This is a genomic window from Variovorax sp. LjRoot175, from assembly GCF_964253805.1.
Classification (GTDB): Bacteria; Pseudomonadota; Gammaproteobacteria; order Burkholderiales; family Burkholderiaceae_C; genus Variovorax.
This window is the reverse complement of record NZ_CAXURY020000004.1, coordinates 232,857-259,836: the sequence shown is the minus strand read 5'-3', so window position 1 is coordinate 259,836 and position 26,980 is coordinate 232,857. Positions and strand designations below refer to the sequence as shown.

At 64.1% G+C, this 26,980-nt stretch carries 32 protein-coding genes; 11 read left to right on the top strand and 21 right to left on the bottom strand.

Annotated features, from left to right (window positions below):
• Window positions 1–6: 6 nt before the first annotated feature.
• The 4 genes from ACSQ89_RS42370 (at window position 7) to ACSQ89_RS42355 (ending at window position 3,057) form a co-directional block, all read left to right on the top strand.
• On the top strand, window positions 7–714 hold the full coding sequence (locus ACSQ89_RS42370; RefSeq protein ID WP_436298129.1) for a hypothetical protein: 708 nt from the start codon (window positions 7–9) through the stop codon (window positions 712–714).
• 18 nt (window positions 715–732) lie between these two features.
• The gene (locus ACSQ89_RS42365) at window positions 733–1,236 is read left to right on the top strand and encodes a hypothetical protein (RefSeq protein WP_436298127.1); all 504 of its coding nucleotides are present in this window, start codon (window positions 733–735) and stop codon (window positions 1,234–1,236) included.
• Between the two features lie 230 nt (window positions 1,237–1,466).
• On the top strand, window positions 1,467–2,120 hold the full coding sequence (locus ACSQ89_RS42360; protein ID WP_436298126.1) for a hypothetical protein: 654 nt from the start codon (window positions 1,467–1,469) through the stop codon (window positions 2,118–2,120).
• A 364-nt stretch (window positions 2,121–2,484) separates the two neighbouring features.
• Complete coding sequence (locus ACSQ89_RS42355; protein WP_436298125.1) at window positions 2,485–3,057, top strand: hypothetical protein; 573 nt, start codon at window positions 2,485–2,487, stop codon at window positions 3,055–3,057.
• A gap of 567 nt (window positions 3,058–3,624) precedes the next feature.
• Here ACSQ89_RS42355 and ACSQ89_RS42350 read toward each other — a convergent pair.
• From ACSQ89_RS42350 to ACSQ89_RS42285, 14 genes are all read right to left on the bottom strand, one after another.
• Entirely contained in the window at window positions 3,625–6,723 is a 3,099-nt protein-coding gene (locus ACSQ89_RS42350) for a hypothetical protein (protein WP_436298124.1), read from the bottom strand.
• A 63-nt stretch (window positions 6,724–6,786) separates the two neighbouring features.
• Entirely contained in the window at window positions 6,787–7,614 is an 828-nt protein-coding gene (locus tag ACSQ89_RS42345; protein WP_436298123.1) for a hypothetical protein, read from the bottom strand.
• On the bottom strand, window positions 7,611–8,873 hold the full coding sequence (locus tag ACSQ89_RS42340) for a hypothetical protein (RefSeq protein ID WP_436298122.1): 1,263 nt from the start codon (window positions 8,871–8,873) through the stop codon (window positions 7,611–7,613). Before ACSQ89_RS42340 ends, ACSQ89_RS42345 begins: the two co-directional genes overlap by 4 nt.
• A 20-nt stretch (window positions 8,874–8,893) precedes the next feature.
• Window positions 8,894–9,442, bottom strand: a complete 549-nt coding sequence (locus tag ACSQ89_RS42335; RefSeq protein ID WP_436298121.1) for a hypothetical protein — start codon at window positions 9,440–9,442, stop codon at window positions 8,894–8,896.
• 324 nt (window positions 9,443–9,766) lie between these two features.
• The gene (locus ACSQ89_RS42330) at window positions 9,767–10,174 is read right to left on the bottom strand and encodes a DUF6750 family protein (RefSeq protein WP_436298120.1); all 408 of its coding nucleotides are present in this window, start codon (window positions 10,172–10,174) and stop codon (window positions 9,767–9,769) included.
• Between the two features lie 76 nt (window positions 10,175–10,250).
• Entirely contained in the window at window positions 10,251–10,745 is a 495-nt protein-coding gene (locus tag ACSQ89_RS42325; RefSeq protein WP_436298119.1) for a hypothetical protein, read from the bottom strand.
• Between the two features lie 11 nt (window positions 10,746–10,756).
• Window positions 10,757–11,827 (bottom strand): hypothetical protein, encoded by a 1,071-nt coding sequence (locus ACSQ89_RS42320; RefSeq protein ID WP_436298118.1) that lies wholly within the window; start codon window positions 11,825–11,827, stop codon window positions 10,757–10,759.
• 89 nt (window positions 11,828–11,916) lie between these two features.
• Entirely contained in the window at window positions 11,917–13,323 is a 1,407-nt protein-coding gene (locus ACSQ89_RS42315; protein ID WP_436298117.1) for a DotG/IcmE/VirB10 family protein, read from the bottom strand.
• Window positions 13,320–14,162, bottom strand: coding sequence for a DotH/IcmK family type IV secretion protein (locus ACSQ89_RS42310; RefSeq protein WP_436298116.1), 843 nt, complete (start codon window positions 14,160–14,162; stop codon window positions 13,320–13,322). Before ACSQ89_RS42310 ends, ACSQ89_RS42315 begins: the two co-directional genes overlap by 4 nt.
• A gap of 399 nt (window positions 14,163–14,561) precedes the next feature.
• Window positions 14,562–14,825 (bottom strand): hypothetical protein, encoded by a 264-nt coding sequence (locus ACSQ89_RS42305; protein WP_436298115.1) that lies wholly within the window; start codon window positions 14,823–14,825, stop codon window positions 14,562–14,564.
• A gap of 83 nt (window positions 14,826–14,908) precedes the next feature.
• Window positions 14,909–15,568 (bottom strand): DotI/IcmL family type IV secretion protein, encoded by a 660-nt coding sequence (locus ACSQ89_RS42300; RefSeq protein ID WP_436298114.1) that lies wholly within the window; start codon window positions 15,566–15,568, stop codon window positions 14,909–14,911.
• An 11-nt stretch (window positions 15,569–15,579) separates the two neighbouring features.
• Window positions 15,580–15,945 (bottom strand): hypothetical protein, encoded by a 366-nt coding sequence (locus ACSQ89_RS42295; protein ID WP_436298113.1) that lies wholly within the window; start codon window positions 15,943–15,945, stop codon window positions 15,580–15,582.
• A gap of 27 nt (window positions 15,946–15,972) precedes the next feature.
• Window positions 15,973–16,578 (bottom strand): hypothetical protein, encoded by a 606-nt coding sequence (locus tag ACSQ89_RS42290; RefSeq protein ID WP_436298112.1) that lies wholly within the window; start codon window positions 16,576–16,578, stop codon window positions 15,973–15,975.
• Window positions 16,575–17,462, bottom strand: coding sequence for a hypothetical protein (locus ACSQ89_RS42285; RefSeq protein WP_436298111.1), 888 nt, complete (start codon window positions 17,460–17,462; stop codon window positions 16,575–16,577). The genes ACSQ89_RS42290 and ACSQ89_RS42285 overlap by 4 nt, the downstream gene beginning before the upstream one ends.
• Before the next feature lie 262 nt (window positions 17,463–17,724).
• Here ACSQ89_RS42285 and ACSQ89_RS42280 point away from each other — a divergent pair, with 262 nt between their 5' ends.
• The 6 genes from ACSQ89_RS42280 to ACSQ89_RS42255 all read left to right on the top strand — a co-directional run bounded on the left by ACSQ89_RS42280 (window position 17,725) and on the right by ACSQ89_RS42255 (window position 21,513).
• Window positions 17,725–19,083 carry a replicative DNA helicase gene (locus ACSQ89_RS42280; RefSeq protein ID WP_436298110.1) on the top strand — a complete coding sequence of 453 codons (1,359 nt, stop codon included), beginning with the start codon at window positions 17,725–17,727 and terminating at the stop codon, window positions 19,081–19,083.
• Window positions 19,080–19,472, top strand: coding sequence for an HU family DNA-binding protein (locus tag ACSQ89_RS42275; RefSeq protein ID WP_436298109.1), 393 nt, complete (start codon window positions 19,080–19,082; stop codon window positions 19,470–19,472). Before ACSQ89_RS42280 ends, ACSQ89_RS42275 begins: the two co-directional genes overlap by 4 nt.
• Window positions 19,469–19,774, top strand: coding sequence for a hypothetical protein (locus ACSQ89_RS42270; RefSeq protein WP_436298108.1), 306 nt, complete (start codon window positions 19,469–19,471; stop codon window positions 19,772–19,774). Before ACSQ89_RS42275 ends, ACSQ89_RS42270 begins: the two co-directional genes overlap by 4 nt.
• A gap of 51 nt (window positions 19,775–19,825) precedes the next feature.
• Window positions 19,826–20,497 (top strand): hypothetical protein, encoded by a 672-nt coding sequence (locus ACSQ89_RS42265; protein WP_436298107.1) that lies wholly within the window; start codon window positions 19,826–19,828, stop codon window positions 20,495–20,497.
• 196 nt (window positions 20,498–20,693) lie between these two features.
• Complete coding sequence (locus tag ACSQ89_RS42260; RefSeq protein WP_436298106.1) at window positions 20,694–21,179, top strand: hypothetical protein; 486 nt, start codon at window positions 20,694–20,696, stop codon at window positions 21,177–21,179.
• An 85-nt stretch (window positions 21,180–21,264) separates the two neighbouring features.
• Window positions 21,265–21,513 carry a hypothetical protein gene (locus tag ACSQ89_RS42255; RefSeq protein WP_436298105.1) on the top strand — a complete coding sequence of 83 codons (249 nt, stop codon included), beginning with the start codon at window positions 21,265–21,267 and terminating at the stop codon, window positions 21,511–21,513.
• 42 nt (window positions 21,514–21,555) lie between these two features.
• Here ACSQ89_RS42255 and ACSQ89_RS42250 read toward each other — a convergent pair whose 3' ends face one another.
• The 7 genes from ACSQ89_RS42250 to ACSQ89_RS42220 form a co-directional block, all read right to left on the bottom strand.
• Window positions 21,556–22,059, bottom strand: a complete 504-nt coding sequence (locus tag ACSQ89_RS42250) for a hypothetical protein (RefSeq protein ID WP_436298104.1) — start codon at window positions 22,057–22,059, stop codon at window positions 21,556–21,558.
• Window positions 22,056–22,346 carry a GIY-YIG nuclease family protein gene (locus ACSQ89_RS42245; protein WP_436298103.1) on the bottom strand — a complete coding sequence of 97 codons (291 nt, stop codon included), beginning with the start codon at window positions 22,344–22,346 and terminating at the stop codon, window positions 22,056–22,058. Before ACSQ89_RS42245 ends, ACSQ89_RS42250 begins: the two co-directional genes overlap by 4 nt.
• Window positions 22,347–22,614: 268 nt before the next feature.
• The gene (locus tag ACSQ89_RS42240; RefSeq protein WP_436298102.1) at window positions 22,615–23,301 is read right to left on the bottom strand and encodes a DNA/RNA non-specific endonuclease; all 687 of its coding nucleotides are present in this window, start codon (window positions 23,299–23,301) and stop codon (window positions 22,615–22,617) included.
• A 686-nt stretch (window positions 23,302–23,987) separates the two neighbouring features.
• Window positions 23,988–24,365: a hypothetical protein gene (locus tag ACSQ89_RS42235; protein WP_436298101.1), complete on the bottom strand. Its 378-nt coding sequence runs from the start codon at window positions 24,363–24,365 to the stop codon at window positions 23,988–23,990.
• A 62-nt stretch (window positions 24,366–24,427) separates the two neighbouring features.
• The gene (locus ACSQ89_RS42230) at window positions 24,428–24,682 is read right to left on the bottom strand and encodes a hypothetical protein (protein ID WP_436298100.1); all 255 of its coding nucleotides are present in this window, start codon (window positions 24,680–24,682) and stop codon (window positions 24,428–24,430) included.
• A gap of 21 nt (window positions 24,683–24,703) precedes the next feature.
• The gene (locus ACSQ89_RS42225) at window positions 24,704–25,552 is read right to left on the bottom strand and encodes a methyltransferase domain-containing protein (RefSeq protein ID WP_436298099.1); all 849 of its coding nucleotides are present in this window, start codon (window positions 25,550–25,552) and stop codon (window positions 24,704–24,706) included.
• Window positions 25,549–25,788 carry a hypothetical protein gene (locus ACSQ89_RS42220; protein WP_436298098.1) on the bottom strand — a complete coding sequence of 80 codons (240 nt, stop codon included), beginning with the start codon at window positions 25,786–25,788 and terminating at the stop codon, window positions 25,549–25,551. Before ACSQ89_RS42220 ends, ACSQ89_RS42225 begins: the two co-directional genes overlap by 4 nt.
• A gap of 168 nt (window positions 25,789–25,956) precedes the next feature.
• On the opposite strand from ACSQ89_RS42220, the gene ACSQ89_RS42215 reads away from it, so the two are divergent.
• The gene (locus ACSQ89_RS42215) at window positions 25,957–26,943 is read left to right on the top strand and encodes a hypothetical protein (RefSeq protein ID WP_436298097.1); all 987 of its coding nucleotides are present in this window, start codon (window positions 25,957–25,959) and stop codon (window positions 26,941–26,943) included.
• The last annotated feature ends 37 nt before the right edge of the window (window positions 26,944–26,980 follow it).

Below are 26,980 nucleotides of genomic sequence, written 5' to 3'. Positions count from 1 at the left end.
GCGGACATGAAGCACCTACCCGGCAACGGCCTCAACATGATCGAGCTGGTTCAGCTGCGCGAGCGCAACCATGTGATGGTTCAGCAGTCAGCTCGTCGAAGCGGAGACCGCCGAAGCGTTCGCCTCGACGCGGTGGGCCTTGAGCTGCTCCAACAGATGCAGCGCGAGGTGGAGCGGGCGCACTTCAGCCAGGCCGCCGTCTCCACCAGAGGCAAGCTTAAGGACGCCTCCGAAGAACCTTTCGCAGGCACGCGCCCGGCAGACATCCAGCAGCGCCGCGACGACCCTCCCGTCGAGGTCTGGCAGGCAGACACCCCCTTGCCAGAAGAGGGCAATGCGCCGCTGGACTCAGATCCCGATCGGCCCATGACCAGCGTGGCCCGGGATCGCGCAGCCGCCCAACGTGAAGAACTGCTCGACCTGTGTGCGGAGGCGCATGGAGAGGCGATGGGAGCCTTGGCTCGACTGAACGAGGCCGAGGGCCAGAGCACCGAGGTCCGTAGTCGCCAGGCCAAGGATCGGGACGATGGCACGCTGCAGCGGGACAGCGTCGAGGAACTGAAGGCGGACGGCGCCGAGCAGTTCGCCGCGGCCGCGCGCCAACAGTTCGAGGCCTCGAACGCCCGTGCTGTTCAGCTTGCCGGCTCGGTTCAGGGGCGGCGAATCGGCCTCAACAACATGCTCGGGGATAGGCCCCCCAAGGCCCCCCGCTGAGGAAGGAAGGAGTAAACCTTGGGAACACCTCACACTCGCAGCGCCACGCGCGTCGCTTGCGCTCATTACTCGCCCTACGCGAACGACTTCACCCTGCCGATCGAGCAGCAGCTGCTTCAGGTGGATTGCATCTTCTCGGTCATCAACGTCGACGGCGTGGATCTGGGATGGATCGACGGGATCGACCAGGACGACCCGATCCTGGTACCGGTGCGTTCGATGGAAGGCCATGGCGACCTCGGGACCGTTGAGGAATACCTCTGCGAAGAGTTTCACACCACCATCGGACCCGAGCTGCAGAACCTCTTCAAGATTGCACGGGAGGAGGAGCTGACCGCCACGGTGCTTGTGCGCGCGCTGGCGATCATGCACAACGATGGCTCGATCGGCGCGGCCGACGCCGTGCAGCAATCCTTTGAGTGGGGCTTTACGCTCCTGCGCGCCGGCGTCCTCGACCGCTACACGTTCGGATTGAGCGAGATGCTTCGGCGCCAGCGCCCCGCCCCGGATCTTCCGCGCTAGCCAAACGCGGCCGCCGCAGGCTCGCTTCAGGCCCGCTGTGACCTAGCGCAATCCCACCTCAGCTCCGCATACTTCAGCAAACGCACCGCTATCCGTCGATCATCCTCGCCCTGGCCACCGCTGCTCTGCTGTCCGGCTGCGACAGCCAAGAGGCGAGGAACGCCATCACAGCGGCCGCCATCGACAAGGCGATCGCAGCTGCCAAGGCCAGCGCGGATCCGTGGTCAGCCATGGACGTTCTCACGAACGAGACGCGCGCCGCGCTGGATGCCAACGACGGATGCCTCCGTGGCGCCTGTCTTTCAGCGCCCACGGTACTGCGCTTTGAGAACGCACGCTGGTCTCTCTTGGAAGCTGCCTTGGACCAGGCGCAGCCTGGGGCGCTTACGAAGGTCTTCGCAAGCAACGCCATCCCCAATCCTCCGGCGATCGCAGAGACCAACCCACATGGGTTCGGTCCCGAGAAGGTCGCGAAATGGGCCGAGTCGTTGCTGGCACTCGCCGACGCTACCGGCGGGGCCGATCCCGCCCAACGCGCGGTCATCGTCACTGCGGGCCAGATCTTGGAGTTCGGACGCTACGTGCAGCGCGACACGTACCGCGCGACGGGCCTCTATGCCCGGGCCTGGCTCGCCGGGTACACCCCTGCCGCCGGCGCCGCGGCCCGCGCCTATTTCGGAGTGGGCGACATGCGCAACGCTTACCTGTGGAGCGTTCGCTGCATCAATGACTGCGACCTCGACCCGTGCCGCCGTGTTTCTCTCCCCAGTTCAGGGGATCAAAAATGCTTGGCGTGGTGGCGAGGCTGCTGCATCATGGCGAAGTTGCACTCCTCGCTAACGAGCTGCTGGAGGCCAAATGTCAACGAACAATCCGGTCCCTGAGCAGGGGAAACGTCCGCTATTGCCGCGCGCACTGGTCGTTCGCCTACTAGTCGCCGGGTCCTTTTTTGCGGCTTGGCTTGGCGTGAAGCTCCTAACCAGTGGCCGTCACGCCTCGGCATCACCCGCCCCAGACGAGACAGAGTCGACGCCTTCCTTTCTCGCTACACACGAGCCGCCGTCAATACCCGAAGCCGGAAAGCTTCGACTCGAACACGAACTCCTGGTTCGTCGAATCTGGCTAGACCGCTGCCTAATTGGTCTCCTGCTCGTTCTTGCTGGGCTTGGGGCCAACTGGATCGTGGAGAGCTACAAGGCTAGAGCGGCTGAGAACCAGTTCTATTTGACGAAGCGTCTGGAGACCGCGATGGCTATCAACGCGAGCTTCGCCGCGGTGACAGTCCCGTTGTATCGCATCGCTGAGGCTGCCTGCCATCGCTTGGAGGAGCCTCCGCTACTGCAGTCTCAAGCAGAAACTGCGCTTAAGGCGGTCGTCAACAAAATCAACGAGTCGGGATTGTTGCTCGACGCGAAGTACAACCTGCTTGCCGAGCGCGTGGTGCGCACCTTCCACGGCGCTGCCGTCAGCGACTGCTACGCAAGCTGTAGCGTCAGCTTGTATATCTCGCAGCTTAGCCAGTTCGTGACCGACACCACCCGAGAGCAAATACTGCCTGGCGAATCCGCTTCAAGAATTGCTCAACCAGGCGAAACGTTGGCACCCCTGCCATGGACCATGAAGGCCATCACCGAGAGCGGCACCAAGGCGTATTTTCGCGAAAATTTCATCACATGGGTGCGTGTTGACGCGGCGCCACCGAAGACTCATTCGTATCGGTCGTCATCTATCGACAAGAGGGGCGCGCTACCCCAAAAGGACAAAGTAACGCCGCAGCCCGTTGACGGGCAGCAGATCTGCCGAAGAAAGGCCCCCGCCTGAAAGACCTGGAGGAATCGATGTCCAAACTGCTAGTTTCATCTGCCATCGCCATCGTCGTCTCGGTGGTCACATCCACCGCGGCTCAGAACATACCGAATCCTCCCAGGGCACTCAGGCCACTGGCCCCACTCGTAGTCCCTGCGGGTCCGACAGGGCTGACCAATCCCATTCCCGCTCCTCGCATACCAGGCCCGATCGATCACGGGACCGGTGATCCACCACCTCGGCCGTCAATCCAAGATTCCTTGGATGGAACGGTGGTGCCCGGCTTCGTTCACCGACCAGACCAAATCGATATCGGGACAGGGAATCCGCAACCACCCCCGCCGGGCAACCCGGCTGTGCCGGTTGCGCCACTCCGGTAGGTCCGTTCTTAGGCGTCACCGATATGAAACCCCTATGAAGGTACCTGTGCTCGCCGCCTGAAAGCGCGGCCCTTGCGGGAGCTTCCGCGCCGTGATCCACACAAAGGGACGGAGCTGCCGGGTGCCCTAGATCGTGGGCGTGCTGGGTTGCCGGTGAAAGACCGCGGCCCGCCAGTAGGCGCGACTCACCGCGCTGCGTCGGCTATGCAGCAGCCACTTCAGTCTCGACGTCCGCCGCATCACCCACTCCATCGCTCGAAAGCAGCCCCTCGTTCTGCGCACGCGCGATGAGCCGCGCGGCCACGTCCATCGACACCGACTCCTCGTTCACGTCGAACTCGCCCTTCTCCGCCATCAGCGCGGCGATCATCGGCTTGGCCGTGCCGGCCGGCAGCATCTTGGCCAGCAGCTGCAGCGCCTGCCAGTAGCTGTCGTCGGTACCGCCGAGCCTGAGGGCGAGCGCGGCGCGCACCGGGGCATCCGCGGCGTTGGTCGTGAAAGCCCACTTGTCCAGCGGGCTGGCGGTGGTCTTCAGTACCTGGGCCAGTACGCCCTCGGTGGTTGCGAAGCGCGCGAAGAGCGTGCCAGGCCGGCGACAATGCGTGCTGATCGCCTGCATCTCCGCATCGCTCAGCTTGAACGCGGCCTTCACCTGGTCGGCCATGCTGCCGTCGCCCAGGCCGAAGACGTAGAAGTTAGTCGAGTTGGCCATGATCGCCTCCGGGAAGTCGGAGATGAGCTGGCTCATCATCATCGTGACCATGTTGAACTTGCGGCCCACGCGCAAGTCCTGCTGCAGCAGCATCTGGAACGACTCGGCGCCGGATGCGTAGTGCACCTCGTCGTACTCCAGGAACTTCATCTGCTCCCACATCTTCTCGACGCGATCTTTCTGGTACCGACGGAAAAGATCGGGGCAGAGCGGAGCGATCTCCTCCCAGCGCGCGAAGAAGTTCTTGGCGCCCAGGCGGCGGGCGAAGAGGAACATCAGCGCGGAGCGTCGGCGGCCCTCCTCCGAGGTCGTCGAGCCCACAACCTCCTCGAGGTCGATCGATATGGCGCGCGCCGAGCCCAGGTTCGCCTGGGTATAGCTGCTCAACAGGGTGTAGGTGCCGGTCGAGGCCGCGCTCAGATTGCGCTGGAACACCTTGATCATGGTCTCAACGCCATTGGCAGCGAGGGCCTCGCCGTACATCAGCATGATTTCCGGCTGCGACACGACCTTGGAAAGGTCCTTCAGGATAGGCATGGCGTAGCGCTGCGCGCGCTCGGCCATGACGGTGTGGCCAGCCTTGAACAAGGCATCGACCACGTCCCAAACGCGGGTGCGACCGTCGATGATCTCGTTGCCCAGCTGCTGATAGAGAGCGCCGACCTCGGGATCCATCGCGTTCTGCCAGGGCTTCGCGTCTGCCGACGCGCGCGAGAAGCGCTCGTAGGCCGCGGCGATCAGCTTCTGGAAGAACTTGTCGGCCTCTGCACCGAGCCCGGGGGAGATGGTGCCCAGGACCGCGACGATGAAGTCCCGGTCCTGCTCGGTGCACTGGTCGAGCCCGAGGAACGTGTCGAACGGGTTAACCGTGTACTCGGGAGAGTTCTTGATCCGGATGGACACCACCTGGTCGCGCTTGCTCGCCGGCAGCATGGCGCGGTAGAGATCCATGATCAGCTTCGAGCTCGGCCCCACGTCGACCACCGTCACATACGGCACGTCCTGCGCGCCTGGCGCCATGAGCAGCCCCGAATTGAGCAGGTTCATGAAGAACGACTTGCCCGAGCCGGTCGGCGCGAAGCCCACCGTCGCCCAGGAGGTCTGCAGGCCGGAGCCCAGTGCGATCGGGTACGGCCGGCCCTCGAGGGTCGAGGCGATCATCTGGCCAGTCTTCCAGATCGACGCCGCGCGCACGACCGGCGACATGCGGGTGATCTCGCCGATCGGCGCCGGCAGGTAGGGGGCAGAGCTGGCGCGCGAGAAGCCGGCCGCCGTGGAGATGGCCGCGAGCGCAGGCTCGCCCGTCTCGTTGGAACACACGGTCGAGCCCCAAGCCTCGATGGAGCTGCGAAGGTATTCGACCTGGAACTGCAGTTGCTCCTCCGTCTTCGCCCAGGTGGTCATCGTCATGCGCGTCGCCGCGACGTAGCCGCCTTCCTTTTCGAGGCTCTTCAGCTGATCCCACCCACGCTTGATGCCCTTGTTGAAGTCGCCCATGGCGGCCATGAAGCTGCCGAAGAACTGGTCGGACTTGCGAAACTCGAGGCCCGACGGCAGCACGTCCTGTGCATAGGCGAGCGGGATCGTGCGTCCTAGCTTTTCCATGAGCTTGTTGAAGGGCTGAGAGCCCTCCTCGGGCAGCACCTCCACTACGACACTGGCCGTCAGGTTCGAGCCCTGGCGCGCGAACTCGAACGCCTTGAACTCTTCCTTGAAACTTGCGGGGATCATCTGGCGCGACAGTGCGACGGGCATTACAGTGGCTTCGTCCGCGCGCTTGATCGGGCTAGCCCCCATGGCGCCTTTGTCGCCAAGGAACCGCGGCGCCCAGGTCGACGGAAAGTCCGTGTGATCGAACACGCGGCGCACCATGTTCGCGGCCTCGCGCACGGTCATCGTGCTGGCGAGCAGGTAGGTGCCGCCGGTGTTGATCTCCACCGAGAGATCCTTCACCAGGTTCTCGACCATCGACTTGTGGCGGGTCACGAGGAGATTGGACGGCTGCGCGAGCGACTGGGAGAACGTGTCGTTGTACGCAACGGTGACCTTGCGGTTGCGGAGCTCGGCAGCCGACTTTTTCTGGCGCTCGACCAGGTTGGACTGCTCGTTCGCGTTCATGCCCGCGCGGTGCGTGAACACGGCCAGGTACACCGCTTCGTCGGTGCAGGCCCGCGCCAGCTCGTCCACCCGCGCATCGAAGAAGGCCGTCTCCGTCATGCCGAGGCGCTTGGCGGTCGTGGACATGGGAGCCATCAGCTCTCGCGCCAGGCGGACTGACCCGGCGGGATCGCTGCGGAAGCAGAACGTCATGCTGTGGTTGCGGCCGTTGCCGGCCTTCATCCGGTTCGAGAGGATAGTGGCCAGATTCTCAGCCAGCGTCTCGAACTCCTTCGCGCCGACGTACCGGCGGATGCCTTTGATCTCAATGAACGAGACCACGCTGCCGCTCTTGAGGGCCATGATCTCGGCCGGCGCATCCGCTTCGGTTTGGATCGGCGCGCGCCAGTCGCAAGCCAGGTCGGTATCGCCGATGGTGAGCTGGGAACCCGCCCAGTAGATGAACGACTCGATTGCGTTGATGAGCGACATGGTGTCCTGACGTTTGGTGCGCTTGATGCGCGTGGAAAGTTGGCACTGCTCGGGTCAGGCCCGTCAGCCAGCGGGCCGGCGGAAGCCGAACCCGAACGGTCGCTCAGCAGCAGACTGGCTCGCGCTCGTCGCCGCTGCGTCGCTGGGTTGCTGTTCGTCCGGGCTGGTCGGGGCCCCGCGGAATGCGAGGTGGCCCGGCCGCTCCGTGGGGAGCGCGATCGCCTGGTCGTTAGCCCGCTCCCGGCTCGATCCGGCGGTGCTGGAGGACGCCGTGGAGGATGCGCCTCCGCGCAGCTGCTTCTCAGCCGCCTGCCGCCGCGTGTACTCCTTTCGCAGCCAGGTGCCCGCCGCCGCGCTGAACGCCTCTTCGGAGGCCGATCCCGCAATCCCGAGCAGGTCCTGCATCACCCGCTCCCGCGCGATCGCGCGCAGGCGCGTGATCTCCTGTTCAGCCTCGTCGGAATCCTCGATGTCGAATCCACGCATCACCTCGTTGATGTGCAGAGGGCTCACGTAGGCCGTCACAGATCCTTCGTCGCTCGCGTTCGTCACCGAGGGTCGATCGGACTGCGCCTTCAGGTACTCGATTAGCGCGCGCAAGCGCAGGAACGCCGACGGCTGCCGGCAGATCTCGGCGAACGCCATGGGAGCACCTGGATGATGTGACAGCATCCTGCGCATGGGGTGCGTGTTGTCCTCGTCCAGGATGTCGCGCTTCTGGCGCTCCTTGAACGGAACGAACGCGAAGGGCTTCCTCGGACCGCCCTCCTCGCGCACGCCACTCTGAGACCACATCGTCAGCCAGTTGATGAAGTCAGGGCCAGCCGCGGCGGGCGATTTGGCAAAGGTGTCTGCGAGTCGCGACTCGCGGTTGGTCATCTTGTGGTTCATGTGTCCCCCCTCTCCCGCCCCACGATCTCCGAAGCCAGGCACGGGTGACTGGCTCCGACTGCATCGGACACTTCGAGTAGTTGCTGTACAGAAAGATTTTCGAGGCGCACTTGCACGCCACCCGAGCCATAGCCGGTGACGTTGCCACCCAGCTCCTTGGCCGCAAGGGCCATCTGGAACGAGATTGCGCGATCCATGGCGCGGTACCAGACGGATGTCGCAGTGATCTCGGAAAGTCGCTTCGCCCGGTTGTAGACGGGCCGGGCCAAACCGGCCCAGTGCGCCTCCGCGACAAGCCCGTGTGGAATGGAAAGCTGGTAGACCGGGTCGCCGGCGATAACATTCGGCAACTGAAGCTGGGGCGGAAGCTGCGCGGCCGCGTTCGCCGCGTAGGCGGACAGGACAGTGATGCGGGCGTACTGCAATAGCCACGTCAGCTCGATCTGCGAGACCCACCGGCGGATCAAGGTGTTGGACGCGTCTGCGCCGAACGCAATGAGCGACACCAGGTCGGCGTCCGCGTGGCGCCATTCGATGGCGACTTCGGCCAAGGTCGGCTGCCCAGGGTCCAACAGGCTGTCGAGCGAGGTCGACGCGATAGACCAGCCGTTCGCCGGAAGCGGCGTGCGCAGGATGTCCAATGCGTGCTGGAGACGATTGCGGCGGAAGTAGACCATCCGAGATCCACGGTCGTACATCATCTTTTGCTGCATCTGCGGGCTGCTCCAAGACTGGTAGGCCCCGCGCAGCGCGACCTCGATTTGGGGCACCGGGCGCTCCACCGAGGGCAGCAGCTCGGAAATGCACTCGCTCAGACGCGGCTTGTTCCACTCGCGATCAGGAGCCTTCCACGGATAGGCCGCGACGACCAGGTCGCGGGTGTGGTTCAGCACGCGGGCGACGTCCACCATCCCGCCCTTGTCGACGCCGTTCACCTGCTTGAAGCCGGTGAGCTCGACTCCGAGATCCTCGGCGAGCGTCGTGAGCTTGGTCTGAAGGAACTTGTTCGAGCGCAGGCTCGGCAGTTGCTTCGGCACCATGTCCAGGTTCGTCACCCAGATCAGATTCATGAGGTCGCCACCAGACTGGAAGCGCCGGAAGCCGCCCTTGGTCGAGTAGCACACGCCGCCCGAGGTCACGTCCTGAAGGTCGAAGTGAGCGACGCCGAAGTCCGGCGCGGTGCCCACGGCCGTCGGCAGCTCCTCCTCCGTGGGGGTGGAGGTCCGGTACGAACCCGGGCGGGAAGTGATGATTGCCATTTCGAGCTTACCAATGCGCCTCAGACCTGGGCAGCCAGCGCTTCGTCCACCAGGTCGCCGTAGGAAGCGGCCCAGGAGCTCGGCTTCATTGATGGGTGGTCCTCGAGCATGTCGGCGCCGGCCTTTTTTAGGACGTCGGCCTTCCACACGAGGCGAAGGTCGAACACCGCGTCGCCGCGGTTCGCATAGTCGATCGAGTTCAGCTTCGACATCGCGCCAGCGAAGTCCAGCGCCTGCGACGTGCCGAACGCTGCGCGCACGGGCCGAACACGCTCACAGAGCATCTCGTAGATCTGCTTGGCAGCCGCTGCCTCGTTCGGGTCGGACATCGCTGCGCCGATCGCACGCAGCAGGTTGTTCAGGTCGGCCGCCGACAACTCGGGGATCGCAGCGAGCTGCGCTTCGGACGCGAGGCCTCCACCGCCGCCGGTCGAGGTAGTCTTGCAACCGAGGTGCGGATAGCCGTGGCAGAGGCCACAGATGGGCGCAAGGTTGCTGTCGTCATTGTTGTGGTGGTCATCGTCCTGGTGATGCACCTGCAGCTTCGTCGGCTTCTTCAGGGTCTGCATCGAACGGTACAGGCATCCCTGGCACGTATACCGGGACTTCTCAAGCACCTGGGGACGGCGCGCGACAAAGACCGCGTCGGCTTGCGTAGCGCGCGGGTCGTTGTCTCGAAAGACGCTGCGTTTGATTCCAGGGATCAGCTTGAACATGTTCTAGGTTGCCACTTCGGGCACAAAAATGGCCGACCGCCAGGAGAGCGGATGCCCTCCCCGACGTCGACCAGCATGGATGCACTCCGAAGAGTGCGGAAAACCCGCTCGCTTCGCGCTACTACAGTTTATCTTTGTACTAGTAGTTTTATGCGAATACTTAAAGCCAGGTCCAGACTAGAACGAGTTCGTGCGTCCAATGTCGGAGGTATTGCCGCCGGCCGCGGTCACCGCGAACTCGACGATCGCCCAGATGCAGATCATCGCGGCGCCTGCGGCGATGGGCATCCAGATCTGGCGGGCCTCGACCTGGTCGCCGCCGTTGTCCTGGCCCTTCTTCTTCCACTTCAGCAATCCGTAGCAGATCGAGGCCATGCCGGACAAGACCATCGCCCACTGGAACAGTTGAATGCCGAGCTTGAACAGGTTGATCAGGCCATTCACCGATGTGTTGGCGTCGAGAGCGAAGGCATGGCTCGCGAGCACCGACGCTGCGAGCGCGACAACCGCATTGCGGCCGATGGTATTGGTGTTGGCAAGGCCCATGGCGATGCGGACGTTCAGGTTTGAAATCAGCTTTTTCAAGATAGCTCCTCGGGACTGGTGATGAGTAGTGGTAACGAACGGGTTGGAGGGAAAGCAAACAACTGAAGGCGGGCGCTCAATGGGTGGCGATGTTCAGAAGAATCGCGCCGCCCAATATGTGCCAGAACCCGCGCCAGAAGCCGTCGCCTTCTTGGGCATCGCCCTGGGCGGCGCGGTTGAAGAGGAGAAAAGCGCGAAAGATCGCGCAAACGCCGAGCAGGAAGAGCCAGGCGTAGATTGCGTCCCACAAGGGCTTCAACGAGCCCGAGCTCCCGTCTCGCATGTATGCCATCTGCGAGGCCACGCCCTCGCCAAGACCGCCGAAGTCTTTGGTGAACGAATCCACCCACGCCGACAGCATCGTGCAGCCGACGGTCACGAGCAGGTTGCCACCAATGCCGGCCCAGGTTGGGGGCTTGCCACCAGGCGAGTCGTGCCCCATCTTGGCGATCTTGAGCAGAGCGGAACCGGTGAAAAAGACCCCGACAAGAAGCGCGCCCCAATAGACGAGCGGAACGAACGCTTTGCCGAGCGCGGCGAACTCATTCAGGAATGCGGCGAAGTCTGGCATGGCTCAGCGGCTCAGGGAAGTATCTGGCCGGCGGTGGTTTGCACCAGTTCACCGCGTTTGCCGATCGACACGACCCGCGCGCCAGAAACGCGCGTGCCCACGGATACTGTCGCGAGACGGCCGTTCTCGTCCGCGATCCAGGCGAGCTGGCTCGGGCCATGGGTCGGCCAGGTTCCTCGCAGCTTCCAGCCGGCCAGCACTTCCGTCGACTCGGGCGTCGGGTCCTTGTCCACCTGGCTGACGCGCTTGCCCTTTGAAGGCTTCCGAACCTCGGCAATGCGAACTGGTCTTGCCGCCACACTGCGCGGAGCTGCGACCTTCGTTGCTGGAACTGCCTTGCGCGCGGCCGCGGTTTGCGTGGGCCTGGCGGCCTTGCTGGGCGCTGCTTTGGCCGCTACCGCGGCGGCTTCGCTCGGTTCGGTGCGTGGAGGCCGCGCCGGAGCCGCAGCCGCAGCCGCAGCCGCAGCGGCGACGGCCTCGGCCTTGGCCTTGGCATCTTCGACTCGCGACGCGCCGGGCGCCTGCTTTTCCACGACGGCAGGAGCAGCTGGCACCGGAGCAAGCGCTGGCGCTGGCGCAGCGGCAACCTGGACGACCGGCTCCACCAGCGGTGACGCTTTCGCGGGCTCTGACACTGCCACGACGGGACCCACGGAGGCTGTTGGTGCCGACGCTGAGGCGGGACCCTTTCCCGACAGAAGGTCTGCCTCGGCGTCGAAGTCCGAACGCGGCTTTGCATCACCTCTGAGCAGATCGGGGCTCGCGCCAGTGCTGGCTCCAGCCGCGCCCATCAGCGAGTCCGTCTTCTGCGGGGTTTCGGCCATGGCCGACGCAACCGTCGGCTCGATGGGCTTGCGCGCCGGGCCACCGATCAAACCCAACTTGTAGCCGAGCAAGCCCAAAGCAACGACCGCGAACGCACCGACGGCACCGTAGAAGGGCATGCTCGACTTCTTCGTCGGAGCCGACTCGCCCTCGAGCCCCTCCTTCGGGTCCACATCGATCGGGTCATCGAGCGACTCGCTCAAGGTATCTCGCGCTTCACGGTTGTCGAAGCCCGGCTCGTCGGCGTCGTGGACCAACGATTCGCCGCCACCCTCGGCGCCCCACAACGCGTCTTCGAGGGAAGGCTCGCCCACGCGTTCGTCGCGCTCGTGTTCGTGATTGCTCATCAGTAGCGCACCTGCACTTGATTCATGGGGGTCACGGTCGGGGCGAACGTGCCGTAGTTCATGCCAGTACTCAAGTTCACCGAGGGCACTTGCTGAGGCTGCGCGTAGACCACCTGCTGCGGGGTGCGCTGCTGCTGCTGCTGCGTCTGCTGCTGGGCGCCACCTGCGGAGGAGGTCGGCGTCTGCACCGTGTTGAAGAGGATCCCGATGGTGGTGTTCGCAGCCAGTGTCACCGTGTTCGGCTGCTGCGCAAGGCTCTGCACTACCTGTTGACCGATCTGGGTGGCCGAGGACAGGCCCGCCGCGGCGGCTTGACGATTCGTGGCTTCAGGCACCACCACTGACGAGGTCAGCCCGTTGGTTACGACCTGCGAACTGCGTTGAGCAATCGCACCGGCCGCGCCGCTCACCGTGGCAAACGTGATCGGCAGCACGTACTTCGAGAGGATGTGGCGGTCGATATTGCCGGCCAGCGCGTCGGCCGAGGTTTGTTCGTCCAGCGCAACGGCATTGATCTTCGCGACCTTTCCGTTGAAGCGGATGTCCGTGAAGGTGACCTGGAGACCCTCGCCCTGATTCAGTACAGCCGTCCCCTTCAGAAACGCACCTGCGAACTTGCCGCCCACAATCTCAGCGGACACGTAGGGGGATTTCGCGGTATCGATCGGCGACGTAGTGCGCGCGACCTGGATGGTCAGCGGGCCTGGAAGATCCAGGTCCTCGGAGGCAATATTCGTGGCGGCCACCCCGCCTGCGGCGCCGCCTTGCTGGCCCTGGGCTGCAGGCGGCTTGTTCGGGTCCTGGTACGCCTGGACGCGGGTAATGGCTGCGCCGGTAGGCGCGTCAGCCAAGAGTTGGGTGAGCTGGCGATTCAGACCCTCCTGGATGGCCTGCTGACGCGCTGGATCCTGATAAGAGCCGGGATGGCCAACCTGAGGCGCGGTCACATATGTCTGGTAAGAGCCCGCGCCAGGGCCGAGATTGGGATCGATGCTCGCAAGCTTGTCCTGCGACATGGGTGCGCCGGCCGGTGGCGGCACGTACACGCCACCCTTGCTCTTGCTCTCCTCTGCCTTCTGGCGCTGAAGCTCCGCCACGCGGCCCTTCTCGTAGTCGGTTTGCACGACATCCGCTTGCGTTCCGGTGGTGCGCGCCGGCAGAGCGACGTTGGCGCTCTGGTCCTTCTTGCCAGTCGCCATGAAAACGAGGCCTACGACGGCCACGAACGCAACGCCGAAGGCGACCGCGACCCACTTGATCACTCGCTTGGCGCCCGGATCCAGGCGGGCACCCTTGCCGCCCTCAGCGGGCTCGGCCGCAATCTCTTGGCTGTCCGTTCCGTCGAATTCGGGCCCATTGGGGTCGTGTTGCTGCTGCTCGTTGTTCATCTGCGCTTCTGCCGTCACTTGATGGATCCTTGAAGCCGCGCGCTCGACAACATGGCTCCTGAAACTGAGGTCGCGTTCGAACCGGCCGGCTCGACGCTGATGCCGCCGAGCGCCACATTGCGCAGTTCGCCGCCTTGCGAGATCACGACCACCGGGGTGATCGGCAGCTGATAGACGAAGACGCCGTCAGACGAGCCTTGGCGGCGCATCCATGCGGGCGAAAGAATCTGGGCGGACGTGCGAACGGCCATGCTCGTGGGCGAGATCTGCCACGCCATGATCTCGTCAGTACCACTGCCACCGATGGTGAGGCGACGCGCCTCGCGCGGCGGCGTGCGGTACAGATAGGCCATGAGCTCATCGGACATGTGCGACGGCGCCGGTGCGGCGCTTGCCATGGCCGTTGGCGGCACGCCCCCCACGAATTTGGGCACCACCAGGTCAAGGTTGTAATCCGTGGAATCCTGCGCCGGCATGACGGTCACGGTGACTGGACGCGCAATGTCCTTGAGCTTGAAAGCGATGTTGCCGATCTGCGGCTGCTTCATGCCCACCGAGAAGACATGCTCCGCCATCTGTGAGACCGCATAGCCGGCATCGTTGAAGTTGTCTGCCGCTTCGACTGGCCAGGGACGGCCAGCCGCGTCCACGAACATGATCGTCGCGCCTTGGCGCATTGACACGCGCAGCATCGGCGGGGTGCCACCTGGCGAGAGGTCAATCGTGGTCTGCGTACTGGTGGGGCGCGCTGGCGGACGGCCGGTGATGTTCTCCGTGAAGGCGTCCTTGCGCTGATCGATCTGCTTGCGCAGATTCACGATCTCGTTGGGCGTGAGCGGGGCCACCTTGTCGAGCACCGCCTGCGAAGTCGCAACGTACGGTGTCGGCATGGCGGCGGCGCTGGCCTGCGTGGGCGGCGTGGCCGGGGACGGCAACGCGGCTGCACCAGGCGCTCCCAGCGGAGACGGGCCGTTCTGAGGCAATGCGCCAGCGGGCGCGGGGCTTTGGGCCTGCTGCGACATCGCTGGGCCGGCTGGAGCCGCCGGATTCGAGACACGGGCTACGCCTTGCGCATGCACCGCGCCGACCGCAACGAAACCGAGCAGCGCCATGGCGACCGCAGCCGGTCTGATCCGAAGACAGAGGGCCGCTCGCGTGTTCGACCGCGCGGCGAGATCGCTTTTTTCGTTCATATCAGTATTGTGCTGCAAACTAATACTCGAATCATTCGCAGCATCAGAACGGCGTGGCGCGAATTAGACGAATGGGATGCCCGTGTGCGCGGCGATCTCCAGACGCATGGCGAACTTGCCGTAGATGAGGCCTTGGGCGAATGGGGTCGGAGCCGTCGCCCACAGCTCCGAAAGCTCGGCACGGGTGGCCAGAGAGTCGGGAAGCACTTCGTTGTAGGTCGCCATCCAGTCGGGATACTTCGCCTCCAGGGCGTCCATTTCGACGGTGGCAACGGCCATTCCGATCGACTCCGGGTCGAGGTTCATTTGGTGTTCGTTCGCGCTCATGATGCTTCTCGCCTCTTGCTCTTGCTTGAAAAATTGGGTTGGTTGTTGGGTTCGGCGGTTCGGCCCATTGCCGATCGACCCTGCTAGCTTCTGGATGCGTCCGGGACGAGCTGCAGGCTGTCGATAGCTATGCCTCGCGGGTTCTGATCCAGTCCGACTCGACGCACCACCACATGCAGCAGGAATGGCCGCGGCACGTCGGCGACCTTCGTCCCTCGACGAAAGAGCGAGATCGGAGCCTGGACGCGCCATGCGAATGCGCCGTTGAACTCGCCTCGCTTGGCAATCACAGGCGTGTCAGCCAGACTCACGGACATCGTCAGTTCACGGTCCACGATGTCCTTCACCCACGGCGCCAGCGCCTCTTCCACGGCATCCCCGCCCTTCTCGGTGAAGCAGGTCTTCGAGCCTTGTAGCGTGGTGCGCCAGTGCAGGAAGTCATGGCTGAAGACCATACGGGCGCACTCGTCGACATAGCCGAGCACCCGCGCATCGCTCACGTAGGGCTTGTCGAGTGGGATCACCGGGACGACGCGCCCATCGTTCGTCGCGGCAATGACCTCGCGATGGGTGCGTGTGATGAAAACGATGGCGATAACTATGGCGATCGCAAGCGCGACCACCGAGATGCCGAGCCAGACCACCAGGCGCGTGAGCTTGGCGACTTGCGCCGCAGCGCTTCCGCCCGAGCTGGCAGACGCTCCGGTCACTGCCGCTGCCTTTGTGGCCACGGCCTTCTTCAATGTTGCTGTACTCATTCGTGGGTCGATCGTTTGGGGGTCGTTGCGTTTGGGGAAGCGTTACCGGGGCTCGGGCTTGACGTCCCTGTTCTGGCTGCGCCGGCCGCCTCGGGACTAGCCTGGGCGGCCGGCGCATTTGCCGCGAGAAGTGCCCGCTGCGCCAGTTCGTTCTTCTTGTCGAGCTGGATCAGCGGAACCATGGCCCCGCCTGGCGTGACGGCGGCCACCTCGTAGTCGAGTTGCACCGCCCAAACGACAGCGACGAGGACGGCAACCGACATTCCGGCGACGGCGATTCCGACCCGTTCGGCGATCCTTGTGAGCGTCGCGGTCATCTGCGGGGCGATCACGTCGGCCAGCGCGAGCGCGTCCGAGCCCATAGGGTTCAGGGTCCTAACGTCCATCACTCAGCCTCGTGGCGCAGTGCCATCCGTGAGGAGAAGGTCGCCATCGGTATGCGCGGACCTCACGCTGATCTGGTGGATCCCCTTGGGCGACGGCAGCGCGGTGCGGCGGTCGGGGGGCAACAGCGAGTCTTGGAACTCCTGGGTGCGGGCCGTCCCGAAAGCGGTCGCAAACCTGTCGGCGAACGCGCTCCAGGCGAAACGATCTCCACGGTCCGGCATGATCTCGTTCACGCGAGCCCATCCACCCATGTTCTCGATCGCGCGGCAGAGCATCGGGCCCGTCGCATCCAGATTCGGGGCGTCGTACGGTCCAACGCGGGACACCAGGAGATAGAGGCGCTCCAGGGCCGTCTCCTCCTCGACGAACGTGGGGTCGAGCGCCTTGCGCAGATCCGCGACAGTCGGCGCCTTGCGGCTGTTGGTCGAGACCCAGTTCAGCAAGAACTTCGTGGTCGCGGTCGGTCCAAACGCCTCGATAGCGGCAAGCCACGCAGTGACCTCCAGGTCGTTGAGCTCGTGACGGCACGCGGCGCAAGCCTGAACGGCCGTTTCGAGGACGCTGGCAATCTCCTCCTGGGCGGTCATCTCGGCTTGTGGTCCGCTCATGCTGCAGCTCCCGGCGCGCCGGCGCCGCGGCTGAATCCGAACCCGCGAGGAGGAAAGCCGCCTGGCGCCGGCCGTGTGACCGGCTTTGCCTCCGCGTCCTGCACCTCGTTCTGAGTACCGAACCTCTTCGCGAGCACGCGGTCCACGGAGGACTTGCTTCCGTTCAGCGCTGCAGATTCGAACGACTGCGGACCGGAGCGCACCGGTGCCCGCTCGCCCTGGGCAGGCGTGAGGCGCGCGCGACTGTCCCGCGGCCAGTATCCGAAGCAGGTCAAGAAGTCACGCTGAGTGATCGAGCTCGAGAAGAAGTTTCTCGCCGTCGCGTCCCAGTTCGAATAGAGGCGCGTGCTCGAAGTGGCGAAGTCCTTGAACTTCTCCAGCAGCCAAGCCTTGTGTTCGTCGGTGATATAGCCCGCAGCCTCCGCCTTCTTGAGGAGCGCGTCGTTGAACTGGAAGTCCTTGGCAAGTGCGCGCTTCCCCTTGCTTCGACCCGCCGGTTTGATCTCTCCGACGAGGGGGAACTCTTCCACAGCCAGGCTCGCCAGAACCGATGATCCAACGAGCTCCTGGATCTGGCCGCCGAACCGGTCGTTCACGGCATCGAACAACTCGGCCATCGCGCGGTGGCGCCAAGCGCCGCCCTCCACCTCGTCGAAGCCCTGGAGCACGGAACGCCCCTTCTCAGTCCAAACATTTGCGCTCAACCCGCTCAAACGCGAGAGGATCAGCGGGTCACCCGGGAGCGTCGCCGGCTGTGTCGATCGAAACGCTGCCTCGAGAAGGAGCACTCCAGCCCGGACCACCGAAGCATCGTCCGAGTGGAACCACGTGGCCTCTGTCATCCATCGGATATCGAGCGCTGAGTGTGTGAGCGAGTTGATCATATTTTTTCGTCCGCGATGTTAGTCCGTTCCGGTGCAATCCGAGAATCTTTTTGTTTTTACATTGACGGTTGCTGCAAGTTTTCTCCAGAATATCAACACGAAACGCGATCCGTAAGGTCAGTTTTTCGAAAAACAGAATCTTTAGGTTTCGGTTTCAAAAAGTTGAGGAAGAAAACTTTCGATGTCAGCAATAAACGCACCTTTTGGCTTCCCACGCGCGCAACACCAACAGACCTCCAATGAGGCAGCCAATGAGGCCGCAGTGGCTCCGGCGGCCGCGAATGACCCGCTCGTATCGCAGATCAGCGAACGCACCGTGCTGTGCTCCGTCATGCAGGACGGGCGCGACGACCTCTCTGGGCAGATCTCGGCCATCCTGAACGCGCAGGACTTCGGTGAGGAAATCCACGTCAACCTGTTTCGCCTTTGGCAGACCCTCGGCCAGGCCGGCCACGCTCGCGACCTTGCCGCCTTGGTGGACGCCTCGCGCACGCACAACCTGTTCACCGGCGGCGAGGACTACCTGATAAATCTCGCGACCAATCCGACCTACCTGACTGCGAGCGTCGAAGCCATTCAGGCCGCCGCGACGCGCATCAAGGAGCTGAGCGTGACGCGCACGGTTCTCGCATCGGCCAAGCTGGTGGTAGAGAAGGCCGCACTCGGACAGACTTCTGTCGAGGCGCTCACGACCATGCTGGAAGACGCAGCGGGGAACGCGCGCACGTCGTCAAAGTCCTCGCGGTCCGGCCCTGAACACGTGGCTGGCTACATCTCTGTCCTTCTCGAGCAGATCGAGCGTCGACTCGACGGGCACGAAGTGGAATCCGCTGTGACCACCAGCTTCCCGCGCCTGGACAATCTGCTGGGCAGTGGGTTCGTTGACGAAGATCTGATCGTCCTGGCCGCGCGCCCCTCGATGGGCAAGACCGCGATCGAGGTCAACTTCATGCTGGGCGCAGCGGATGCGGGCCGCGCCGCCCTCCTCTTCTCGATGGAAATGCGCGGCACCTCGATGGCCAAGCGCATGATCTCGCGTGCAGGCCGCATACCTGGTTCCGTCTTCACGAGCGCCGAGCAACTGGGCGAGCGTCTTGACTCGATCTACGAGGCAGCCCAAAAACTGGGCAACCAAGCCCTCTTCATTGACGAGTCTCCAGGCCTATCGCTGGCGGAGATCCGCACACGCGCCCGCCTCTTCAAGGCACAGAATTCAGGCAAGAAACTGATCATCGGCGTCGACTACCTGCAGTTGATCGCCGCCGGCGCCGCGGCCAAGCCCGGCACCGACGCCCGCGTGATCGTGGGCGAGGCCTCGAAGGGCCTGAAGCTGCTGGCTCGCGAACTGAAATGCCCCGTGATCGCCCTCGCGCAGCTCAGCCGGACAGTCGAGCAGCGCGCGAACAAGCGGCCCATGATGTCGGACCTGAAGGAATCCGGTCAGATCGAGCAGGACGCTGATGTGATCATGTTTCTGTACCGCGACGAGGTCTACAACCCCGAAACACCCGAGCCCGGCATTACCGAAGTGATCGTGGCCAAGCAGCGCGAAGGCGCGACGGGTACCGTCAAGCTTGCGCACCAGCTGGCATCGTCGCTTTACGAGGACCACCTGCAATGACCGCGCCGACGCCTCGCAAACGACGCTTGCGATACAGCGCGAACGCCGTGGTCCGGAAGGAAGCCGAGCTGCTCAACATTTCGCCTGAGTTCAGCGTCGCGTTCTTCTTCAACCTCATGAACCGCGTCGTCAGCAGCGCGATGGTCAACGGAGAGTGCTGGGTGCAGGGAATCGGAACGTTCAAGCGAACCGAGTACGCCGCACGCCGGCGGCACAACCCTCGCACTGGCAGCATCGATCTGATCCCGGGCGGCGAAAAGGTCACGTTCCACCCCATCAAGCCCCGGAAGCCGAAGGCCCCGGTCAAAACTGGCGATGAAGCGCCGCCCCCACGCGCGCGCAAGCGCGCCCAGCCCTCCGCGACCTCAGTGCACAGGATGAAGCCATGACCCTCGGAACCATCAAGACACGCACGGAGCTGCTGCTGATCGGCGCCGGCTGGCTCTGGACGTTCTCCCTGGCCGGGATCAACAGGCCAGCTGACGCAACGAGGATGGCCGTTGCGGCCAGCCTGGGCCTGGCGCTGTCGCTCGGGTTCCGGCGGTCGGTCATGAACTTCTTCCGAACAGATCTCGACGACCTCGGCGACCGGCTCACCGACGCCTACCTCTGGACGATAGTCGCGGCTGTGGTCGGGCTGGTCGTGGCGGGCTATGTGCTCGCGGGTGGGCCAACTCCCTTCGGACGCTAAATCTGCGCGCGCACCTTGCGCGGCGCCCTGCTGCCTCCGTATCGTAGAGCGATGAAAAGCGAACAACAGTTCTGGCAAGACGTCGCAAGCGGAGTGAACCCTGGCTGGACCGTTAGGGTGGATCCGCTGTCGGCCGGTCCCACCCCAAACTTTACGCGCAACGACGCCTTCATCTACGTCGTCGATGTGGCGAGCGGCTGGCTCGGCGCCGGCGCGACGACCACGGAGGATGCCGCGAAGATCCTCGCATCGAGTCGGACCCTTCTGGCGGATCAGGACAACGTCCTCACCCTCGGATCGGTCAACACGGCAGACGTCGCCGGCAAAGCGATCGCACTGTGCGGCGCCGCTCACGCTGACGCTGCAGCACCAGAAGTGGCAGCAGCTGTCAGCATGACCGTGGCGGCACTTCACGAGACCCAGACCTACGCCCGCGCCGTGCATGCCAACCGCCAATCCGGGCAAGCTGACATGGCAGGGCACTGGATCTATATCGCCTACCGCACGAAGAACGGCGAAGGCATCATCACCCGGCCCGTCTGGGTGAGCTCCATTCATCCCGGAATTGGCCAGACCGGTCGCTTCCTCGACCCGGACCGGCTGCTCGAGATCGTGCGATCGGTCATCCATGGTGACACCAGCTCGACACAGACATCCGTGGGCGATGCGATCGCAGCGGATGGCGGCGCCATGGTCTCGCCAAAGCTCCTGCTTCCGTCCTGAGGCCGCGCGCGAGAGCACCCTCTAAACTCGCGAGCTCCCAAGCTGCAGCTCGGCCGCTGACCCGATGCCTTTCTTCCTCGCATTCCTGACCCTGATTGGTTGCGTCGCCTACCTTTCGCTGTCCCCGACCGGGCCATCATGGCAAAGGCGAAGCGCCTCCTTCCTGGTCCTGCCCGTCCTACTTTTCGGAATCAGCATGTTCGGCTTCGTCGACCATATGTGGGGCGTCGCGGGAACCGCGACGAATTGGCTTCCGATCCTTGCGTTCGCGGTTGGCTTGGCCTTCGCCGCCCTTTGCGGCCTGATCCTCCTCGACAGCTTTCGCGCTCGCGCAACGCATTCGCTTGGGCTTCGCGCCGGCTTGGCTGTATGGGGGCTGGTGGCGGGTCTCTACCTCGTCTTCACGGCGCTGGATCACTGGTGGTTCTACCGCGGGACCAGCGAGTACCACGGCCACGCAGCGGTCGCCTTCCTGGATGTGCGGGAAGTGCAATGCGATGTGGCCCTCACACGTCATGAAGAGGGCAGTGACGCCGTTGAGTACCGGTGCCCAACCTTGCTCATGTTCAAGCAGCTGTACTCAGCGCCGTTCGTGCCCTGGCCATCGTATGTAAGCGGATCGAGCGTCGAACTGAAAGCCAAGATCGACAAGCTCATCCGGAGCGCAGAGAAGGTGCAGTAGGCCCGAGATCCTCGTCGGCCTTGCCAGGCGAAGACTTCCGCCGTACCGTGGCGCGGGCTTCAAGACAGAAGCCGAGGAGAACCTCATGAGCTCGACCCGCACGACCAATGTGTTCTTGGCCATCATCGCCGCATGCCTTGTGGTGATCGCTGCGAAGGAAGTCGTCCCTGCTCTCTTGCCGGCAGCGCTCGCGCAAAGCAGCCCCTTCACTTCGAACAGAGTCAATGCACACCTGCATGCATGCAAGGTGACCAGCAGCGGAGGTTGCGATTGGCACCCCATCGTTCGGCAGCAGAACGGTGCGCTGGCTGTCTCGCCATTCCCAGCAAGATAGGGCAGCCGCCGCGCTTCATAGAAGCGCTCCCGCGCGCGGAAGCTAGCGTCGAATCTCGGCTGCCTTGCCGGTCTCCGCAGCGCGGAGAAATGCCCCGGCTGCCTCCTCGTCAGCGCCCGCCGCCACGATCTGGGCCTGCAGCTCCCTGAGCGCGAATGCCGCCGAGACTTCCCGAGCCTCTGCTTGCGCCAGAAACGCACCCTTCTCGTCGCGGGAGAACCGCTGCCCGAAGTAGGCCCCGCCAGATGAACGGCCGACGGCCAACCAGGCACCAGGTTCGCTAGCCTCGGGCTTGGTCCAGAGCAGGGTGGCCGCGGCGCCGTCCAAATGGCGCAAGGTCCCATCCGACATGGCCAACACCGTCTTCGACGCTCTAAACGCCTTGACGAGCTCGGCGGCAGAAGCCGATTGCTCGAGCTTGGCGCGCTCTCGCGCGATCTCGGTACCGCGCTGGTTCGCCAGGAAGACGACCGCGCCCGCAGCAACCAGAAGCGCGACACCAAGCGCCCCGCCAGCAATTTGGAATGTTCTACTGCGCTTGGTCATTCAACGGCCTGGTCGGTAGATGGGCAAGTAGCCAGGAAGGCGAGCTTGCGACTGCGCGGCAGCCTCTTGATGGCGTACTCGGCCTTGGAAGCCTCCGAGCGATCGGGGAATGGCTTCGCACCCAGAATCCGCAGCGGAGGGTTGGCCCGCGTGAACTTGGCGCCCTTCCCCGCTTGGTGCGCAGCAAAACGCTCGGCGAGTCGGTTTGTAATCCCGGCGTACATTGCGCCGCCCCTGCACTCGAGTAGGTAGAGGCACCAGCTTCCCGGCCCGATGTCGATGCTCATGTCTTCGTCGCTGTTCAGAACAATGCAGCCTGCGGCGCGGGCTGGGGCGCTCGCTTCTTGGGAACATAGTTCCGTGCGAACTCCTGCGCCTCGCGCGCCACAACGAGGTATGCCTCGCTCGGCGTCTTGGTGATCTCTTGGCCAGCCACGTACGCCGCCCAGATCCGGTCCCGCATTTCCTTCGGCAGGGTGAACCAGTGTCCCGGGCACCCCCACATCTTTGGTAGGCAGTGCTTCTGGCAGCCTGGCCAATGGCAGGTGTGGGCGCTCATTGAGAAGCCGCGCTCAGGAGCTTCCAGCCCGTCGCCTTCACGAACGCCTGGTAGTCCATGGGGGCCTCGATGCGTGCGTCCGCCGTGTTCGGCAGGATGTACGCCCACGAGCGGCCCCCGGCCTCGTCATAGACCAGCTTGAACATGGCCGAAGGCACCCACACGCGGTTTGCGCCGATCGTGCGGCGAGGCCCGTTGAACATCGGTCCTGAGAAGACATAGACGGCACCGTGCGCGCGCCGCGCAAACTTGCGCACGTCCTTCTCCACCTTCGACCAGATCTTCCGATTGTTGGTTGGATCCTGGGGGATCATGTTCGACAAGGCGAACGACTGCGCCATCGATTGCTGATCCGGTTGATCGCCAGCTGGCGCCATGTGCCCCCGGTCCAGGCCGGAGCCCACATAGTCGGACAGCTCGGCCCGAGCGCCAGCGGGAAGCCTCGGATCAGGAAAGAACTGCTCGGTGCGCTGCTCGTCCTTTGCGTCTTCGATCTGGGCACGGCTCAGCCGTTCGACGACGACCAGCGGTGTCTTGCTGAGACCCGAATACAGGACGGCGAAATTTGTCGAACAGAGGGCGATCGGCTTCCATTCCGCATTGACCGAAGCGACATTCAGCGGGGCCTGCTGCGGGAAGAGGTTGGGGCACGAGTTGAAGTTTCGGCCGCCGGGCAGCGCCACGGGGGCGGCCGCGTGATCTCCGAAGGCGCCGGCCACGTGCTTGGCGACGACCGGGCCCAGGTTCCAGGCCGAAGCCGTGCCCGCAAGGGAGAAGAGTCCCCCAGCCAAAATGAAGGCGGCCAGGAGCTTTGATGCGGAGCCGAAATGATTGCGTTTGTGCACGGGTATCGATGCAAAGGATTCTGGTCCCGCAACGATACAGGTCAGGGCATCAAACGCGCTAGGTTATTGCCGCGCGTGCCCCTCGCTACACTTCAGCCAGCTACTCGGCGTGGACGGAGGCTCTAGCGCACGCTCGTGCCACATCCATCCTTGCGTCGATGCCATCACCGCGCCGACGGGCGTCGTAGACGTAGTCCAGGATGATCGCAATGAACTGACCAGCGGGAGTGCCGCGGATTGGACGAACGAACTGTCGCTCGATGGACGCACGCGACCGCCCGCTTTCCTTTAAGGTCACCGCACTTTCAGCCGCACTCGCCCAGTGACCACACGCCTCCGCACCGTAGGGGCCGGTTCCCTTAACAGCCCTGAAGCTCTGGCTGATCGGCGAATGCCGGAAGGCTTAGGAATGCGCTCAGACACAGGGCGAGACGTTTCATGGCGCGATGGTAGCGGGGCTCGCGAGCTACGCCCGACACGCGGCCCAGGGCCTCTGGGGGATTGCCTGGCCTCCGTCGCCCAGCTCAATCCTTGCCGTCGTCGGGCTTGGCGTTCACCAAGGCGCCCACCTGCGCCCCGAACCTGTCCAGGACGCTGGCACGATCCGCGACGCGCGGTGGCTGCTGCTCGAACAGGTAGTACCGGATCGCCTCTTCCACTACGGCCTTGGTCGACGTCCCCGCCTCGAACACAGTGCCATGCACCTGCGCCTTTTCCGTGAGCGCCGGCCAGGCCTCGACTGGGACCTCCCCCGGCGCAGCAAGCGCGCCTGCCAGGACGCGGAGCGCTGCGGCCACGTTCGCCGGCACGCCCTCGTCCTGCAGGTGGGCGACTGCTGCCTGAGCAGCCGCACGCCAGGCGCCACCGGCGGCTGTTTGATCGTTCGAAGGCTGCTGTTCCATCAGCGGGATTGTCGGGGGTTTCGCCTGGTGCCGCGAGGGGGCGAAGGAACCGGCAAACAGCCTCATTGAGTCGCCCCAGTGGCGGCTTCGCCCACGACCGGGATGCAATGACTCACGCAGACGCAACCCGCCTTGCCCTCAAGCCAGACCACAGCCGTGTGGCCGCTCAGGATCTGCGCTGGGGTGCGGGTCTTGAATCTCTCGAGGGGTGCGCCCTCGTAGCTGAAATAGTCGACGGTTCCGCCGAGGGGCACCCTGGCGTTGAACGAGTCGACCTCGATCTGAAGCTTCTTCTGGGATGGTTGGTTTCTGCTCATGGTGTTGGTCCTGGTCGCCGCTCAGGCAGCGACGATGTCCCGTAGTTGATATTGGCCTGGGGCGGTACGCTCGAACGCGCTTGCGTGACGCTGGAGCACCTGGCGCACCTTGGCGCGCCAGTGAGGATTCGAGGTCGGCCGCATTGCCTGGATCGAATCGTAGATCTGGTCGAGCTCTGCCGATCCGCCGAGCGCACGAAGAATCTCCCGCACCACGGGGAACCATACGCCTCGACAGTCGCGGCCCGCGGCCACCGCCTGCTTCCAGCGCTTATCGATCGCTGCGATCTCCTGCGCCTCGCGGTACAGCATGAAGCCGAAAAGCCGGCGCTCCCGCTCCTTGGTGAAGGTGGCGAAGCAAAGCGGCAAGGACAGGCCCGGGAACAGGTTGCGCGGGATCAGGGACTGCTTGATGCTGAACAACGAGTGGAGCTGCTCCACGCGGCTGCTTGTTTGCAAGATGTAGGCGGGCAGAATGAAGCCGGCTTGGCCCCCCTCTTCGAGGATCTCATGCGATCTGCGCAGGAACGCCGCGACCATGTCCGATTGGAAGGGCGGGTTGCCGATGACGGCCTGCACGCGGCCCAGGTCCTGGGCCGGCACTTCAAGGAAGTCGCCAACGATCACCCGGCGCCCTGATGCGCGGCGCGCGCGCTCGGCCTGAATGGGATCAATCTCGACGCCGACGACATCCAGCGAGCCAGGCAGCGCACAGAGGAATGCACCGTCGCCGCACGAAGGCTCGGCAACGCGATCGCCGGGCTGGAGCCAGCCAAATGCCTCCTCGACGATGCCCTCCGCTGCCCAGGCAGGCGTGAACCATTGGTGCAGCCGCTGCTGCGTCGATTGTTCTGCCATCAGCGCGCTCACATCGAAAGCGGGTAGCGATGGTCGAGGTAGCAGGCTTGCTCACGGGTGAGCTTGACGATGATGGGATCGATCGTCACCTCGAGACCGGCCCTGCGCAATCGGCGGGCAATGCGGGCGGCCGGGGTTCGAGGCAACAGCCGGCACTTGTGTCCGACCTGCGCGCCAAAGGTGTGGCCCGGGCGGTGTATGCGGACCTGGAAGAGTTTTCGGGTTTTGTACTTGGAAGCGGCGGTCATTTCAGAGCGGTCTGATTCGTCTCAGACCAAGGTACAGGATGGACGCTCAGTTCGTAAGGTCGATACCTTGAAAAAATCCACAGGATGGCGGCCGTTGGCGCGCGACGGCGCCCCTCTAGGAGGTCTCTCACGACTTGCAATGAGCCAGAAAACGCCGAAACTGTCCCAATGATGCAGTTTCTGGCTCCGCTCGCGCGACTTCTGCGACGCCCAACAGACGCGGCGACCCCAACCAGTGCCACCCCGAGCCCGGACCCGCGTCGCGAAGCACTTCTCAAGGAATATGGAGAGGTCTCCGCAAACTTTCGCGCATTGACTGACATTCGCTTCAGACTTCTGATGCTATTGCCGCTTTCTGCGGGTGCTACAGCAGCTTTCGGAAGCTCTCAATCAGGGCCGGTCAACATCGTGCTTGCGTCTTTCGGATTGCTCGCGACGATTGGCTTGGCTACCTACAACAGCCGAAACGATCAGCTTTACGACGAGCTCGTCGGGCGAGCGGCCGCTATCGAGCGGATCGTTGGCCTTCCAGATGGCGCCTTCGCTCACCGCCCGCGTGCGTGGCTCACCCTTCGCGACTTCGGCGTGCGATGGAAGGTCGACCACCGAAAGGCTGTCGCCTTGATCTACTCCACGACCATCGGAGTTTGGCTCACCCTCCTCCTGGTCTCCGTGATCGAGATGTGCCGCAAGCTCTACATGAGCCGCGTGCCGCCGAAATCAGATTGGTACCTCGAAGTACCTGATCCTCTGGCGCTGGTACAGCTTGTGTCCGTTGTGGTCGCCGCAGTCGTAACTTACTCGGGCACGATCCGAATCCAGAAGCAAGTTGAAAAGCGTCGACAGCTATTGCGAGTACTCGCCAGACGAGCAGTGAAGAGCATGCAGGCGATTGCGACCGACTTTCCTGCGACGCAGATTGACACTCGGACGATCACCCACTGCGCGTCCTTGTCCGAAGGGGGGCGAGCCACACTTCGAGCAGAAAGGAAGATCCGGCTACGAGTCCGCTTCTATGCGCGTCTGAGCCCTTCTGATCTCCAGCGCTACATGCCGTCTAGCCCGGCGGCAGATCGCGCCGCGCATCTGGTCGCACTGCTTACCGACTACCCGCCGCGTTGGCTGCTCGATTGCTTCACAGGCCGCAGGGTCTGACCTGTTGCCCCAGGTAGGCCAGATCGCCCAGCGCGGC

Coding starts and splice junctions, on each gene's coding strand:
- ACSQ89_RS42370 (WP_436298129.1), top strand. CDS start 7: ATGAAGCACCTACCCGGCAACGGCCTCAACATGATCGAGCTGGTTCAG.
- ACSQ89_RS42260 (WP_436298106.1), top strand. CDS start 20,694: ATGTTCGGCTTCGTCGACCATATGTGGGGCGTCGCGGGAACCGCGACG.
- ACSQ89_RS42355 (WP_436298125.1), top strand. CDS start 2,485: ATGGCTATCAACGCGAGCTTCGCCGCGGTGACAGTCCCGTTGTATCGC.
- ACSQ89_RS42290 (WP_436298112.1), bottom strand. CDS start 16,578: ATGAGCGGACCACAAGCCGAGATGACCGCCCAGGAGGAGATTGCCAGC.
- ACSQ89_RS42335 (WP_436298121.1), bottom strand. CDS start 9,442: ATGCAGACCCTGAAGAAGCCGACGAAGCTGCAGGTGCATCACCAGGAC.
- ACSQ89_RS42220 (WP_436298098.1), bottom strand. CDS start 25,788: ATGACCGCCGCTTCCAAGTACAAAACCCGAAAACTCTTCCAGGTCCGC.
- ACSQ89_RS42340 (WP_436298122.1), bottom strand. CDS start 8,873: ATGGCAATCATCACTTCCCGCCCGGGTTCGTACCGGACCTCCACCCCC.
- ACSQ89_RS42350 (WP_436298124.1), bottom strand. CDS start 6,723: ATGTCGCTCATCAACGCAATCGAGTCGTTCATCTACTGGGCGGGTTCC.
- ACSQ89_RS42265 (WP_436298107.1), top strand. CDS start 19,826: ATGAAAAGCGAACAACAGTTCTGGCAAGACGTCGCAAGCGGAGTGAAC.
- ACSQ89_RS42285 (WP_436298111.1), bottom strand. CDS start 17,462: ATGATCAACTCGCTCACACACTCAGCGCTCGATATCCGATGGATGACA.
- ACSQ89_RS42305 (WP_436298115.1), bottom strand. CDS start 14,825: ATGAGCGCGAACGAACACCAAATGAACCTCGACCCGGAGTCGATCGGA.
- ACSQ89_RS42255 (WP_436298105.1), top strand. CDS start 21,265: ATGAGCTCGACCCGCACGACCAATGTGTTCTTGGCCATCATCGCCGCA.
- ACSQ89_RS42215 (WP_436298097.1), top strand. CDS start 25,957: ATGATGCAGTTTCTGGCTCCGCTCGCGCGACTTCTGCGACGCCCAACA.
- ACSQ89_RS42270 (WP_436298108.1), top strand. CDS start 19,469: ATGACCCTCGGAACCATCAAGACACGCACGGAGCTGCTGCTGATCGGC.
- ACSQ89_RS42250 (WP_436298104.1), bottom strand. CDS start 22,059: ATGACCAAGCGCAGTAGAACATTCCAAATTGCTGGCGGGGCGCTTGGT.
- ACSQ89_RS42235 (WP_436298101.1), bottom strand. CDS start 24,365: ATGGAACAGCAGCCTTCGAACGATCAAACAGCCGCCGGTGGCGCCTGG.
- ACSQ89_RS42275 (WP_436298109.1), top strand. CDS start 19,080: ATGACCGCGCCGACGCCTCGCAAACGACGCTTGCGATACAGCGCGAAC.
- ACSQ89_RS42345 (WP_436298123.1), bottom strand. CDS start 7,614: ATGAACCACAAGATGACCAACCGCGAGTCGCGACTCGCAGACACCTTT.
- ACSQ89_RS42325 (WP_436298119.1), bottom strand. CDS start 10,745: ATGCCAGACTTCGCCGCATTCCTGAATGAGTTCGCCGCGCTCGGCAAA.
- ACSQ89_RS42360 (WP_436298126.1), top strand. CDS start 1,467: ATGGACGTTCTCACGAACGAGACGCGCGCCGCGCTGGATGCCAACGAC.
- ACSQ89_RS42295 (WP_436298113.1), bottom strand. CDS start 15,945: ATGGGCTCGGACGCGCTCGCGCTGGCCGACGTGATCGCCCCGCAGATG.
- ACSQ89_RS42245 (WP_436298103.1), bottom strand. CDS start 22,346: ATGAGCATCGACATCGGGCCGGGAAGCTGGTGCCTCTACCTACTCGAG.
- ACSQ89_RS42230 (WP_436298100.1), bottom strand. CDS start 24,682: ATGAGCAGAAACCAACCATCCCAGAAGAAGCTTCAGATCGAGGTCGAC.